The 13,931-nt window shown below is 64.4% G+C and carries 14 protein-coding genes; 6 read left to right on the top strand and 8 right to left on the bottom strand.

The annotated features are described in order from the left end of the window. Nucleotides 1-80: 80 nt before the first annotated feature. Both AC0L3B_RS12730 and AC0L3B_RS12735 read left to right on the top strand, forming a co-directional pair. Nucleotides 81-1,190, top strand: a complete 1,110-nt coding sequence (locus tag AC0L3B_RS12730; RefSeq protein ID WP_026233815.1) for a cyclic nucleotide-gated ion channel — start codon at nt 81-83, stop codon at nt 1,188-1,190. A gap of 31 nt (nt 1,191-1,221) precedes the next feature. Beyond that, nucleotides 1,222-2,007 (top strand): enoyl-CoA hydratase/isomerase family protein, encoded by a 786-nt coding sequence (locus AC0L3B_RS12735; protein WP_473380454.1) that lies wholly within the window; start codon nt 1,222-1,224, stop codon nt 2,005-2,007. Here AC0L3B_RS12735 and AC0L3B_RS12740 read toward each other — a convergent pair whose 3' ends face one another. Both AC0L3B_RS12740 and AC0L3B_RS12745 read right to left on the bottom strand, forming a co-directional pair. Continuing rightward, a complete protein-coding gene (locus AC0L3B_RS12740) occupies nt 2,008-2,442 on the bottom strand; it encodes a DUF6157 family protein (RefSeq protein ID WP_018459450.1) in 435 nt (144 codons plus the stop codon). It lies immediately after the preceding gene. Nucleotides 2,443-2,459: 17 nt separating this feature from the next. Then, nucleotides 2,460-3,104: a glutathione S-transferase family protein gene (locus tag AC0L3B_RS12745; RefSeq protein ID WP_473380493.1), complete on the bottom strand. Its 645-nt coding sequence runs from the start codon at nt 3,102-3,104 to the stop codon at nt 2,460-2,462. Nucleotides 3,105-3,185: 81 nt separating this feature from the next. On the opposite strand from AC0L3B_RS12745, the gene AC0L3B_RS12750 reads away from it, so the two are divergent. Next, nucleotides 3,186-4,205 carry a helix-turn-helix transcriptional regulator gene (locus AC0L3B_RS12750; protein ID WP_473380455.1) on the top strand — a complete coding sequence of 340 codons (1,020 nt, stop codon included), beginning with the start codon at nt 3,186-3,188 and terminating at the stop codon, nt 4,203-4,205. Nucleotides 4,206-4,304: 99 nt separating this feature from the next. Beyond that, complete coding sequence (locus AC0L3B_RS12755) at nt 4,305-4,538, top strand: hypothetical protein (RefSeq protein ID WP_473380456.1); 234 nt, start codon at nt 4,305-4,307, stop codon at nt 4,536-4,538. 68 nt (nt 4,539-4,606) lie between these two features. On the opposite strand, the gene AC0L3B_RS12760 is transcribed toward AC0L3B_RS12755, so the two are convergent. From AC0L3B_RS12760 to AC0L3B_RS12770, 3 genes are all read right to left on the bottom strand, one after another. Then, nucleotides 4,607-5,554 (bottom strand): fatty acid desaturase, encoded by a 948-nt coding sequence (locus tag AC0L3B_RS12760; RefSeq protein WP_473380457.1) that lies wholly within the window; start codon nt 5,552-5,554, stop codon nt 4,607-4,609. A gap of 15 nt (nt 5,555-5,569) precedes the next feature. Beyond that, complete coding sequence (locus AC0L3B_RS12765) at nt 5,570-6,586, bottom strand: alpha/beta fold hydrolase (RefSeq protein WP_473380458.1); 1,017 nt, start codon at nt 6,584-6,586, stop codon at nt 5,570-5,572. A gap of 154 nt (nt 6,587-6,740) precedes the next feature. Continuing rightward, on the bottom strand, nt 6,741-7,544 hold the full coding sequence (locus AC0L3B_RS12770) for an MBL fold metallo-hydrolase (RefSeq protein WP_473380459.1): 804 nt from the start codon (nt 7,542-7,544) through the stop codon (nt 6,741-6,743). A 190-nt stretch (nt 7,545-7,734) separates the two neighbouring features. Between AC0L3B_RS12770 and AC0L3B_RS12775 the strand changes: the two genes are divergently transcribed. Further along, nucleotides 7,735-8,937: an MFS transporter gene (locus AC0L3B_RS12775; RefSeq protein WP_473380460.1), complete on the top strand. Its 1,203-nt coding sequence runs from the start codon at nt 7,735-7,737 to the stop codon at nt 8,935-8,937. A 10-nt stretch (nt 8,938-8,947) separates the two neighbouring features. Here AC0L3B_RS12775 and AC0L3B_RS12780 read toward each other — a convergent pair whose 3' ends face one another. Beyond that, nucleotides 8,948-10,561, bottom strand: a complete 1,614-nt coding sequence (locus AC0L3B_RS12780; RefSeq protein WP_018459443.1) for an acyl-CoA synthetase — start codon at nt 10,559-10,561, stop codon at nt 8,948-8,950. Between the two features lie 225 nt (nt 10,562-10,786). On the opposite strand from AC0L3B_RS12780, the gene AC0L3B_RS12785 reads away from it, so the two are divergent. After that, nucleotides 10,787-11,977 carry an ABC transporter substrate-binding protein gene (locus AC0L3B_RS12785; RefSeq protein ID WP_018459442.1) on the top strand — a complete coding sequence of 397 codons (1,191 nt, stop codon included), beginning with the start codon at nt 10,787-10,789 and terminating at the stop codon, nt 11,975-11,977. Between the two features lie 49 nt (nt 11,978-12,026). On the opposite strand, the gene AC0L3B_RS12790 is transcribed toward AC0L3B_RS12785, so the two are convergent. Then, the gene (locus AC0L3B_RS12790; RefSeq protein WP_026233811.1) at nt 12,027-12,515 is read right to left on the bottom strand and encodes a DUF2059 domain-containing protein; all 489 of its coding nucleotides are present in this window, start codon (nt 12,513-12,515) and stop codon (nt 12,027-12,029) included. 46 nt (nt 12,516-12,561) lie between these two features. Next, the gene (locus AC0L3B_RS12795) at nt 12,562-13,779 is read right to left on the bottom strand and encodes an OpgC domain-containing protein (RefSeq protein WP_026233810.1); all 1,218 of its coding nucleotides are present in this window, start codon (nt 13,777-13,779) and stop codon (nt 12,562-12,564) included. Nucleotides 13,780-13,931 lie beyond the last annotated feature (152 nt).

A 13,931-nucleotide genomic window follows, 5' to 3' on the forward strand; every position in this document is an offset into this window, starting at 1 on the left:
ACGGCCTCGAGCCGGGCAGGCACTTTGGCAGCGAGGTTCCAGCCGGGGACCGCAAAGACGAAACTGAGCCGCCTGCCCGCATGTCCAAGCCGCTGATCTCCGCTCTGGCCCAGTTCGCGGCCGCCACGGCCGGCCGCAACATGACCAGGGCGGCCTATGTGGCCGTCGCCGTCGGCGTGCTTGCCATGGTGCTCCTGACGGTCAACCCGGCCTATGAGACGGCACATCGCTGGGTCGACGCCCTGCTTTGGACCTGTCTCGTGTACTTCGTATACGAATGGGTGGTCCGGCTGCGCCATATGACGCGACAGGGGCGCCTTGCACTCTACATGTCCTCCTCCGCCGGGCTGGTCGACGCGGTCGGTGCGTTGGCCGTGCCGGCCGCGCTGATTCTCGGGATCGAGCCCAGGACGGCGTGGCTGCTCAGCGTGCTCTGGGTGCTGAAGGTGGTGCCGGGCATTCCCGGCCTGCGGCAGCTCCGCCGCGTGCTGGTGCTGGAATCGGGGCCGCTGGTCAGCGTGCTCGTGATCTTCCTGATGGTGGTCTTCCTGGCCTCGGTTGCCGAATATTTCCTGGAGCGGGACGTGCAGCCGCAGACGTTCGGCAGCGTGCCGGCCGCGCTGTGGTGGGCCGTCGCAACCCTGACGACGACGGGCTATGGCGACGTGGTGCCGGTGACGCCGCTGGGCCGCATGGTGGCGGCGCTGGTGATGATCTCCGGCCTCGGTGTGTTCGGCCTCTGGACCGGTATTTTGGCGACCGGCTTTGCCGCGGAGACCCGGCGCGACAATTTCCTCAAGACCTGGGAATCCGTCAGCAAGGTGCCGTTCTTTGCAGCGCTTGGACCGGCCGCCATCGCCGACGTCACCCACATGCTGCGCACCATGGAGCTGCCGGCGCGCACCATGATCATCCGCAAGGGTGCGCAGGGCGACTGCATGTATTTCATCGCCGCCGGCGAGGTCGAGGTCGACCTGCCCGGCAAGAAGGTGCGGCTCGGCGATGGCGCCTTCTTCGGCGAGATGGCCTTGCTCGGCAACAATTTGCGCGGCGCCAACGTCTCGACCACCAAGGTGTCGCGGCTTCTTGTGCTCGACCTCGTCGACTTCCGCGTGCTGATGGCGCGGCATCCCGATCTCGCCGAGACCATCGATGCCGAGGCGAAGCGGCGCACGCTCGAAAACAAATAAAATGGCGACAAGCAAATAAATGGAGACAAGAATGTCGGACACAGCCGACGCAGCCACTGGCCCGGTGCTCGAACTCGTTGGCGCACGCGCCACCATCCGCCTCAACCGGCCCAAACATCTCAACCGGCTCCAGGCCGAGGATCTCGGCGAACTGGTCAAACTGTTCGACCGGGTCGAGGCCGATCCTGCTATCCGCGTGCTGGTGCTGACCGGCACGGGGCGCGCCTTCTCCGCGGGCTACGACCTCAATTCCGTTGCCGAGCGCGCGGTCAGTGCGAACGAGCAGCAGAGCGCGGGATCGGCGTTCGAGGTGGTCGTCAACCGGCTGGAGGATCTCGGCGTCCCCACGATCTGCCGGCTCAACGGCGGCGTCTATGGCGGCGCGACCGACCTCGCGCTTGCCTGCGACTTCCGCATCGGCGTCGATACCGCCGAGATGTTCATGCCCGCGGCACGGCTCGGGCTGCATTACTACAGCAGCGGCATCAAGCGTTACGTGACGCGGCTCGGCGTCGACAATGCAAAAAAACTGTTCCTGACCGCGCAAAAGATCAGCGCGCCGGAGATGCTGCGGATAGGCTATCTCACCGACATGGTGGCGTTGGAGTTTCTGGACGAGGAGGTCGACAGGCTCGCTGCGGTCCTCGCCGGCAACGCGCCGCAGGCGATGCGCGGCATGAAGCGCGCCATCAACGAATTCGCCCGCGGCGAATTGGACGCGCAAGCCGCCGATCAGCGCCACCGCGACAGCATGCGCGGCGACGAGATCAAGGAAGGCATCAAGGCGTTCGCGGAGAAGCGACCGCCGAAATTCTGATCAAGCCCGCTTCGACCGCATCGCGCGCACCTGCGTGAGCCTGGGATCGCGGGCAAGCGCCTTGTAGTGTTTGCTCTCGATGGGATAGATCGCGATCCGGCCCTTGCTATCGGCATGAACGCCCCAGCCGAAGCGCTTGCCCAGGCTCGACGCCCTCATGCACGCCTGCCCTCGGGAGAAGAACGCTTCGCGGGCCGCCTGCTTCTCCGTTTTCGTCGCCTTCACGGCGAGTTCGCGTCCCGACGCAGAGGTCGCGAAGATCACGTCGTCGGACGTGTATTTGTAAGGCGCCTTGGCGATCATCCCGTATTGCAGGCACGCCACCGTCGGCTTTCCCGCGCGCAGCGGCGGCTCTTCGCCGGTACGCGCAGGACAATCTTCAGCAACCTGGATGAAGGTGTTGAAGCAGTTGGTCGTGTGCACCGGCTTCGTCATCTGCAACCCCGGTTCATTCAACCGCCAGCCGCCGCAGCATGCAGCGCCGCCATCTCAGCGTCCGCTGCGTTGATGCGCTGGAACGCGGGCCGCGAGGTCATGCGTTCGGCATAGCGGACGAACACGTCCTTTTTCGGCACAATGCCGAACATCATGGTCCAGCTGAACGCGACGCCCCACAGCACGTCGGCGCCCGTCATGCGCTCGCCGAGCAGATACGGGCCCTTCGACAGCTGCGCCTCGAGCGCGCCGAGCATGATGTCATAGTCGGCATACGGCGATTGCGTGATCGGTGCCGGCTCGCGCTGCATGAACTTGTCGATCAGGGCCGGCTCGAACGAGGCGCCGTAATAGGCGATCCAGCGCAGATACGGGCCGCGCAGCGGATCGTTCAGCGCGGGTGTCAGCCCCGCCTGCGGAAACAAATCGGCTAGATAGATGGTGATCGCGACCTGCTCGGTCACCAGCGCGTTGCGGTGGTGGATCGCCGGCACCTTGCCGAGCGGGTTGATGGCGAGATAGGCCGGCTGGCGCTGCTCGCCGGCCTTCATGTTGAGGACACGAAGATCATAAGGCGCTCCCAGTTCCTCCAGCAGCACCCGCGTGCCGGTGGCCCGGGTTTGCGGCGAATAATACAGCGTGATGCGGTTCGGATCAGTCATGGCGGTCTCCATCTGCCGGCTGGCGATGGCGTTGTAGCGGACCATACCTGACATCCTGTGTCAGGTATGGTTTAATGAATCATGCGCGCGAGCCGGATGCTGTCGATCCTCACCACCCTCCAAGCCAAGGGGCAGGTCACCGCGCCCGAGCTCGCGCAGGCCTGCGAAGTCTCGGTGCGCACGATCTACCGCGACATCGACGCGCTCGCGGCGTCCGGCGTCCCCGTCTATGCCGACCGCGGGGCGGAGGGCGGCTATCGCCTGCTCGACGGCTATCGCGTGCGGCTGAACGGTCTGTCGCAGAGCGAGGCGGAAGCGCTGTTTCTGGGGGGATTGCCGGGCCCGGCGGCGGCGTTCGGGCTGGATGCGGCGATGATCGCCGCACAGAACAAGCTGATGGCCGCGCTGCCCGCCAATTTGCGCGAAGACGCCGGACGGATGCAGGAGCGCTTTCACCTCGACGCGCCAGGCTGGTTCGGCGAGGCGGAAGAACCGAAGCATCTGCGCACGATCGCCGCCGCGACCCTGCGCGGGACACTGATCAAGATCCGCTACCAGAGCTGGCGCGCCGAGAAGCAGCGTCGCGTCGCGCCGCTCGGTCTCGTGCTGAAAGGGGGCAGCTGGTATCTCGCAGGTCTGGTCGACGGCAGCGTGCGGACCTATCGCGTCGCGCGCGTGCTCGACTGCACCGCGCTCGACGATCGGTGTGAGCGGCCCGCCGGTTTCGATCTCGCCGGCTATTGGCGGGATGCAACGCTGCGTCTTGAGGCCGAGATGCATCCCAATGTCGCGATCGTTCGGCTGTCGCCCTTCGGCGTGAAACTGCTCGATGCACTGAGCCAGCCTTACGTCAGGGCGCGTACGCAGCTCGAAGAGACCGCGGATTCGGACGGCTGGCGCATTGCCAGAGTGCCGACCGGAAAGACGTCATGGCATGCCGCCGCCGAATTGTTGCGGCTCGGGCCCGAGGCCGAAGTGCTGGAGCCGGCCGACCTGCGCGAGAAGATGGCCGAGCTGACAGAGGCGATGGCTGTGCGCTATCGCGCGGCGCGGAAAACAGGACGGCGGCGCGACGCGCCGCGACCGACGAAACACTCCTGAAACACGATTCTCCCCGCGCTGCATGAACGCATTCGCGTTTCGGCTCGACCGAGATGCAGGGACACAACAACGGCCCTTACGCCAAACTGGAGAATGAAAATGTTTCGTAAGCTTGCACTTGGTCTGATCGCCGCCGGCTCGCTCGGCGTTGCCGCTCTCGCCCCCACCGCCGCGTCGGCCCACGGCTTCCACCATCACTGGGGTCACGGCTGGGGCTTTGGCGGGGTCTACGTCAAGAGCGGCGTCAACAATTGCTATCAGGAGCGCGTCGTCCAAACCCGCCACGGCCTGCGCGTCCGCGTCGTGAACGTCTGCGCATACGGGATCTACTGATATCCCGCATTCACGACAAAGCCCCGATCGCACCGCGATCGGGGCTTTGCGCGTCGATTTTTCTTCCGCTAACCGGCCTGTCTATGTCGCCGAAACCAGGCCCAGGTCTCGCGCGTCGTCCGGATGTAGCCGCGGCCACGATGGACGATTTCGCCGTCGACGATCCCGTTCAGCTTCGGCAGTGCGTGGAACGGGATCGAGGGATAGGCGTGATGCTCGACATGGTAGGGCATGTTCCACGCGATCCATTTGACGATCGCGCCGGTGTAGGTGGTGCGGGTGTTCTGGAATGCGCTGCGGGTACGCTCGCAGCCGGTGTGCTCGGCGTAGAGATAGGGACGCAGGAAGAACTGCCCAATGATCAACGGCACGATCCAGACCCAGAGCAGCAGCGCCGACGAGAACCACAACGACAGCACGAGCAGCAGCGCATAGAGCGCGACATAGGCGCGCGCCTCGGTGACGATGATGGCGCGCCTGTTCTCGGGGATCCATGGCACGACGACCTTGCCGGTGACGGCATGGCCGAGCATCAGCCACAGGCGGCCGGCGACCTGAAGCACGCCGCTATAGGCGAGCGCGAGCTGCGTGTCGGATTTCGGCTTCACGCCGACGACGAGCTCCGGGTCCCTCTCGGGGTCTTGGGTGTAGCGGTGATGGTCCCAGTGAAACAGGCAATAATATTCGTAGGGCAAGCCGATGATGAAGCCCGAGAGATAGCCGACCACGAGGTTGAGACCGCGACTTTTGAACGCGGTCTTGTGCGCGGTCTCGTGCACGGCCATGAACAGGAAGGCGACGAGATAGCCCTGCACCGCCATCAGCGGCAACGCCCAAAGGATACCCCAGCTCGTCGAGACCCGCCAGATCAGCGCGCCGACCAGTACGACCATGCCGTAATGGCCGAGGCTCTGCACGGCGCCCCTGAGGTCGGACCGCACCGACAGTTCACGCAGCATCGCCGGCGCCAACGGCTTCAGCCGATGGCCGGAGTCTGAAAGGTTTGCGTCGCTCATGATCGGATGCCTGCCCTACTTGCCGAGAAGCTCCGCGATCTCGGCCTTGATGAAGGCCCGATCGCGCGGATTGTTGATGGGGTTGCCGGCGCGATGGCCGTGCAGCGACGGGATCGGATGCAGCACCGCAGAGCGCGCATTGACCAGCCGGCCGAGTTCGTCCTCGTTGTCGCGGACGTCGAAATAGCGGTCGGTCGCACCGGGCATCAGCAGCATGTGGGCCGTGATCGCACCGAGCGCGCGATCGAAATCGCCGTTGAATGTGGCGCAGCGACTGATATCGCCGTTCTGCCAGATCTCGATCTGCGCCAGGAGATCGTTGGCATCGCGCCGGGCAAACGCCGCGTCCCATGCACGGACGAGATAGTCGTCCAACGAGGTGAAGCCTGCTTCGCGCCAGATCTCGTCGCGATAGAAACCGTGCGACATCGCCCAACCCGCGTAGACTCGCCCCATGGCGCGATAGCCTGCGACGGGCTTCTCGGCGAAGCGGCCGTCACGGAAGGCGGGATCGGCGGTCAGCGCGGCCTTCACACTTTCCAGGAAGACGTAATTATAGGGCGCGCAACGGGCACTGCCGCAGACGACGGCCGCCCGTTCGACCATATCGGGATGCAGCGCCGCCCAGTGATAGGCCTGCATGCCGCCCATCGACCAGCCATAGACCAAGGCTAGCTTCGAGATGCCGAACCGCTCGGTGAGCAGCCGATGCTGGACCGCGATGGCATCGTGATAGCTCACGATCGGGAACGGCGCGGCGGTATTCGACGGCGAGGACGACAGGCCGTTGCCGAACAGGTTCGGAATCACGATGAAGTAGCGCGTGGGGTCGAGCACGCCGTCGGGGCCGATCAGCCACTCGGTGTCGGTGTGCTGCGCGCTGAACGAGGTCGGATAGAGAATGACATTGTCCTTGTCCGGACCGAGCGTGCCGTAGGTCTTGTAGGCGAGCTTGAGCGAAGGGACGACGTCCCCGGACCGGAGCGTGACGTCGCCGGCCTCGAAGATCTCGTAGTCGCGCCCTGCCGTCATGGACCGAACTCCCGCTCACGCGGCGAGCGCGCCGCGGAAACAGCGATGCATCGATCATGCCGGTCCCGCAGACGCATCGTCGCGTAACGCTTAATAACTGTACTTATAGTCCATTTATTGTGGATCAGCAAGATAAATCCCGTCGCGAGCCGGCTCAGGCGATGGCGGCCAGGTAGCGCGCGACAGAGGCCGCGAAGGCGGCCTTGGCGCCTGCGGCGATGTTGCGGTCCCACCAGGCGCCGTAGATGCGATCGAAGGCCAGCGGCTCGACGGCAGCCGCAATCCGTCGCACTGCGGCGGCATTGAGTGGCATGTAGTTCGGATATGAGTACATGAAGCTGACGAAGCGGCGATCCATCGTGACCTGCGCGATATCGCCGGTGAGCAGCGCGCCCCTGCCGTCCGCACCCCTCGCATGGTGCAGCATGGTGGCGCCGGCGAAGTGACCACCGGTGCGCAGGAGCAGCACATCGTCGGAGATGCGATGGTTTTCGCCGGTCCAGTGCACGATCGACGCATGCGGACGCGTCACCCATTGGCGATCATCGGCGTGCAAATAGACCGGCACCCCGCCGAACGCCTCGCTCCAGTCGGCGAGCGCGCCACAGTAATGCGGATGCGAGATCGCGATCGCCTTCAACCCGCCGAGCGACCGCATATGCGCGATCGCCTCCGGCGTCGCCAGCGGTACGCAGTCCCACATCAGCCAGCCGTCCGCGAGCGGCACCAGCAGCGCCCGCTGGCCGATCGCAAAACTTGGCTCGAGCGCGATGCCGGTCAAGCCGAGATCGTCGCGCCAGGCCAGGCAGTGACGTTCCGAGAGCGCCTCGCGCGTGAGGAAAGTCTGGCCCTTCCAACCGACGTATTGCCGCTCGTCCTCGCAAATCTGACAGGCCGCGGGCGGATTTTCGCCATCCGGGAATTGCGCGCCGCAGGTTTCGCAGGTCCAGAGAGGCATGCCGTACTCCCAACAGAGACAATCCAACGTCAATAAGGAATTGCTGGCCGTAACTGCAAGGCCCGCCTCCGGGCAAGGGCTGGAACCAACCCGATCAGCACTCGTTAATGCCTCGTCCGCGCCAGAACGATTGGCTGAAAGGATTATGTCCCACCCGCCGTATTCCGGCTGAGACGACGTTTTGGTATCGATGACATCGCGGTCCCCCTCCTCGTCTCGTATCTGGCCCCTGTTCGCTCTCAACTTCTTCATGGCCGACATGCAGTCGGGCATCGGCCCTTTCGTCGGCGTCTTCCTCCAGGAGCGCGGCTGGGCGAGCGGGTTGATCGGTACCGCGATGACGATCGGCAATGTCGCGGGCATGCTGATCACCACGCCGATCGGCGGCTTCATCGACGCCAGCCGCAACAAGCGCATGTGGGTGGTGATTCCCGGCATCTGCGTGGTGCTCGCCTCCGCGATCATCCTGATCTCGCAAAATTTCTGGGCGGTGACGTTCTCGCAGATCGCACAATCGCTGGCGAGCGCCGCGATCGTGCCGGCGGTCACCGGCATCACGCTCGGCATCGCCAAGCAGAAGGGCTTCAACGCGCTCAACGGCCGCAACCAGGCCTTCAACCACGCCGGCAACATGGTCGGCGCCGCGCTGTCGGGCTATCTCGGTTACAAGTTCGGCTATGTCTCGGTGTTCGTGCTGGCGGCGGTGTTCGGCGCCATCGCGATCGCCTGTGTGATGATGATCCCGGCCAAGGCGATCGACGATCGCGCCGCGCGCGGCAGCAAGGAGGACGATCCCGACAGCGCGCCGGACGCGTTTACGATGCTGCTCAAGCACCGCGCGCTGCTGGTGCTGGCACTGGCGCTCGCGCTGTTTCATCTCGGCAATGCCGCCATCGTTCCGCTCTATGGCCTGGCGGCGGTCGCCGAGGGCCCGGCCAACGGCCCGAGCTTCGTCGCGACCATCGTGGTGATCGCACAAGGCGTCATGGTCATCACGTCGCTGATCGCAATGAAGGCGGCGAGCAAGCGCAACTACTGGCCCATCATTCTTGTCTCCTTCATGTTCCTGCCCATCCGCGGCGTGCTCGCCTTCTTCGTCACGGGATGGTGGGGCGTCGTACCGATGCAGGTGCTCGACGGCCTGGGCACCGGACTCCAGACGGTTGCCGTCCCCGGCATGGTCGCGCGCTCGCTCAACGGCACCGGCCGCATCAATCTCGGCCAGGGTGCCGTGATCACCGTGCAGGGTGTCGGCGCGAGCCTCAGCCCCGCGCTTGGCGGCTGGATCGCGCAATGGATCGGCTACGGCCCGACATTCCTGCTGCTCGGCGGTTTCGGCCTCGCGTCCATGGCGCTGTGGTTCGCGTTCGGCGCCCACGTGAAGAAGTATTGAGGCGCGAGCTTCACGTGCCAAAATTCTTCTGGATCGCCTTGTCGAGCGTCTCGCCGCCGACGAAGCGCTGGCGTAGCTCGCGCTTGAGCAGCTTGCCGCTCGGGTTCTTGGGCAGGGCATCGACGAAGATGACGCGCTTGGGCACCTTGAAATGCGCCATCTGGCCGGCGCAATGCTTGATGACGGACTCCTCGTCGAGCTTCTCCCCGCTCTTGACCACGACGATCGCAGTCACTGCCTCGATCCAGCGCGGATCGGGCAGGCCTACCACAGCAACCTCCGACACGGCAGGGATGCGGTAGACCATCTCCTCGACCTCGCGGCTCGCGACGTTCTCGCCACCGGTCTTGATCATGTCCTTGACGCGATCGACCACGGTGATGTGGCCCTCGTCATCGACGGTGGCGAGATCGCCGGAGTGAAACCAGCCGCCGGAGAACGCCGCCGCCGTCTTGACCGGATCGTTGTAATAGCCGGAGAGCAGATGCGGCGAGCGGTGCACGATCTCGCCGACTTCGCCGACCTTCACATCCTCCATCGAAGTGTTGACCACGCGGGTCTCGACATTGAGCACGGGCTTGCCCGCCGAGCCGGCCTTGCGCAGTTGGTCCGCAGGACCCAGCACGGTCGCGAGCGGCGCGATCTCGGTCTGGCCGTAGAAATTCCAGAACTTCACGCTGGGCAGGCGGCGCTGGAGCTCGAGCAGCACCTCCACCGGCATGATCGAGGCGCCGTAATAGCCCTTCTGCAAGGTCGACAAATCCGTCTTGTCGAAATTGGGCGAGCGCAGCATCGCGATCCAGATCGTCGGCGGCGCAAAGAACGATGTGATCCTGTGCGCCTGGATCAATGTCAGAATATTGTCGGCCGCAGGCTTGCCCGTGATCACACCGGAGGCGCCGAGATAGATTTGCGGCCCCAGGAACACGTCGAGCTGCGCGCAGTGATAGAGCGGAAGCGCGTGCAGGAATTTGTCGTCCACGCTCATGCCGCCGTCGATGATGCAGCTGACATACTGCCACATCACCGCGTCATGGGTCAGCATCGCGCCTTTGGGCAGCGACTCCGTGCCGCTGGTATAGACGATCTGCGCGAGATCGCGGCTGTCGACGGACGCATCGAGATACGAGCCGTCGGAGCTGAGGAGATCGTCGAAGGTGGTGAGGCTAGCGGGCGCGGTGGCGGGATCCTCACCCGGCAGCCAGATCATCTTCTCGACCGCGCAATCCCTGGCGCTGGCCGCGCGCGCGGGCTCGACGAAATCAGGGCCGGCCGCGAGCAGCTTTGCGCCGGAGCTCTTCAGGATGAAATTGATCTCGTCCGGATTGAGCATGAAGTTGATCGGCACCAGCACCGCACCGATCCGGGCCACCGCGAACCGGAGCGCCGCAAAGGCATGCGAATTGCGCGAGAGCACGGCGAGGCGGTCCCCCTTTTTCACGCCGAGGCCAACCAGGCCACGGCCGAGCCGATTGCAGATCGCGTCCATCTCGGCAAAAGTCCAGCTCACATTGCCGCAGCTCACCCCGAGCTTGCCCGGATCGCGACCCGCCGCACGGCGCAGGAGGTCGCCGATGGAATGCTCGCGGGCCTTCGAGATGGTCGCTGCGGTGTCGCCGGTCATTTCCGTTCCCCTGAATTTTCTCATTGCGTGAGTGCCGCCCTGAGCACAGGTCAGGCCATTGCATTCACGCGCGTCTTGTTCTTTGCAAAAGCGTAGTCGGGGCAACCGGCCGCGTCAAATCAGCCAGCGAGCGCGGCGCCGTTACGCAAGAGTTGACGCTTGAGGGAGGCAAATCTAGCCTCGTGCGCCAACGATAGAGTTTGGGGAAATGCCATGTGCCGGATTATGCGTGCCGCCCTAGCGGCCGGATTGACTGCGTTTGTGATCAGCCCGTCTCTCGCCCAGCAGGCGCCGCTCAAGATCGGCGTGCTCTCCGACTTCTCCTCGGTCTATTCCGACATCGGAGGCCAGGGGAATGTCGAGGCCACCAAAATGGCGATCGAGGATTTCGGCGGGCAGATGTTCGGCAAGCCGATCGACATGGTCAGCGCCGACGTGCTGAACAAGCCCGATGTCGCCTCCACCATCGCGCGAAAGTGGTGGGAGACCGAGGGCGTCGACATGATCATCGACCTGCCGACCTCGGCCACTGCGCTTGCAGTGATGGAGCTGTCGAAGCAGTATGAGAAGATCATGATCGTGACGGATGCGGCAAGCTCCGACATTACCGGAAAGTCCTGCTCGCCCTACACCGCGCACTGGACCTACGACACCTACGCCAACGCGCACACGGTCGGCAGCGCCATCGTCAAGAACGGCGGCGATAGCTGGTTCTTCCTCACGGCGGACTACGTGTTCGGTCATTCAGTCGAGCGCGACACCTCCGACGTGGTGAAGGCGGCCGGCGGAAAGGTGCTCGGCAGCGTCAAGCATCCGCTCAACACCGCGGACTTCTCCTCATTCCTGCTGCAGGCCCAGGCCTCGAAGTCCAAGATCATCGGGCTGGCGAACGGCGGTGGCGACACCATCAATGCGATCAAGCAGGCCGGTGAGTTCGGCATCGTCGCCGGCGGCCAGAACCTGGCTGCGATCGTGATGTTCATCTCCGACGTGCACAGCTTAGGGCTGAAGCTCGCGCAGGGACTGATCATCACCGAGGCCTATTACTGGGACCTCAACGAGAAGACCCGCGCTTTCGGCAAGCGTTTCATGGAGCGCGTCAAGCGCATGCCGACGATGAACCAGGCGGCGACCTACAGCGCGACGCTGCACTACCTGAAGGCGGTGCAGGCCGCTGGCACAAAGGACACCAAGACCGTGATGGCCAAGATGCGCGAGCTGCCGGTGAAGGATGCCTTCACCGACAACGGCAGCTTACGCGAAGACGGCCGCATGGTGCACAGCATGTATCTGTTCCAGGTGAAGAAGCCCGAGGAGTCCAAAGGCCCGTGGGACTATTACAAGCTGCTCGCCGAAGTCCCTGCCGACCAGGCCTTCCGGCCCCTGAAGGACGGCGGCTGCCCTCTTGTGAAGTGAGCCAACAGGACGGACAAGGCGTAGGTTCGCTAGCGCTGTCGGTACAGGCTCAGAGCTTGTGCCCCTTCTGTCGCAGCGCCTCGATGAGGCGCTGCTTCAACTCGTCGGCCGTCTTCTGACCGACGTCCTGACCGATCTGCGCGCTGGCCTGCGCCAGCGCATCCGACTTCTCCAGAAGCTTCTTCCCGGCTGGCTGGACATAGAAAGCCTCGATCTGGCGCAGCTCGTCAATGCTGAAGCTCTGCGCATAGAGAGCGGCGACCTGGTCGATCATTGAGGTGAGGGCCGGGGTGTAGATCTCGGAGCCGGGTGCCGTCACCGCGTCATAATCGCGCTCGATCTCCGGCCTGTCCTGCGCGACCCAGGGCCTCAGCTTGAGCAGGAGCTGCGGCAACAGCGCGCGATACTGATCCGCGATCTTCAAGGTGACCACGAGCTTGCGCGCCGCGCTCATCGCCTCCGGCGAGGGCGCTTGCGCCGATGCACCCGAGATCAGGAGCAGGAGTGTGCCGGCGATCGTCAACACAAGTCTGGACATAAACCCCTCCGTTGGATCTCTCCGCGAAAATGCAGGCCGGCGATACTCAACGACCCGCGGGCGCCACGGCAGACCTGTCCGCAGGCGCGCTTTCCAGGACGGTGTCGGCCTCCTCGATCTCCGTCACCTTCACGAACAGGTTCGGCACCCGTTCGGTCCGGTCGAGCAGCCAGGCGGCTGCGATCATGATGACGATGCCGACGACGGAGACCGCGAGCTGCTCCCAGACGCCCTTGGTGTATTGCGTCAGGATCCAGTGCGCCGAGAACGACAGGAAGACGCCAAGGCAGAAGATCGGCAGCGAATGCTGGCCGCAGAGGATCACAGGGCGCAGCCAGGCCCCGTGCAGGGTCCGCCATTTGCGCGAGATGAGGTGAGTCACCCAGATCGCCAGCGCCAGGAAATGCGTGAAGCGCAGCATGTCGAGGTCGGTCTTGTCGATCGGGTAGATCGCCTTGATCATCCATTTCGGGGTCAGGGCATCGAGCGCGGGGACGTGCCAGGTCATCACGATCAGCAGCGCGAAGGCGAGCCAGGCCGCGGCCAGCGCCATCGCCGCCCTGGACCACACCCATCTCGCGATCTTGTCGATCTGGCCGATGCCGCACCAGGCTGCGAACACGAACATCAGCTGCCAGCAGAACGGGTTGAAGTACCAGTGCGTGCCGGGCGGATAGGAGGCGACGTTCCAGTCGAACCAGCGCGCCAGCACGTAGAGCACCACGGATGCGGCGAGCGTCAGGTTCGGCCGGCGCACCAGGCACCACACGATGAAAGGCGAGGCGAAAACGAGCGTGATGTAGAGCGGCAGCACGTCGAGATTGACCGGCTTGTACTTCAGGAGGATCGCCTGCCCGATCAGCTCGTCCGGATGCGACAGGAAATTGAACACGTTGAACTCGTGCTCGTACATCGGATTGTCGAAGCGGCGCGCGGTGCGGGCGATCTGCGCCGTGAACAGCAGGAACAGCATGATGTGGGCGACGTACATCTCGACCGCGCGCCGCCACAGCCGCTTCAGCGCGGCGAGAAACCAGCCGCCAGCGACGATCGGCCCGTAGATCCAGCCGACCAGATAACCGGAGATGAAGACGAAGAATTCGGCGGCGTCGCTGAAGCCGTAATTGCGCAAGGTCAGCCAAGCCACGACGTCGTGCGGAATGTGGTCGAGGAAGATCATCCACAGACCGATGCCGCGGAAGAGATCGAGTCGCAAATCCCGCTCGACCGGCGCGAGCAGCGCTGACTGGTCCCGTGTGATCATGGCCCCGCCTCGTTCGGTGGGCGTCGCGCCGTCGCGGCGCCGCAAAATCGGATGCTAAAAAATTGAAATCAAAAGTCGCCTGGCCGTGTGGCCAGGGCCGACGGTAGCCGACCTTGCTGCGCGCGCAAGGGCATAGTCATCGGAGCGGGCGG

This window comes from Bradyrhizobium sp. Kon56 (assembly GCF_055807635.1).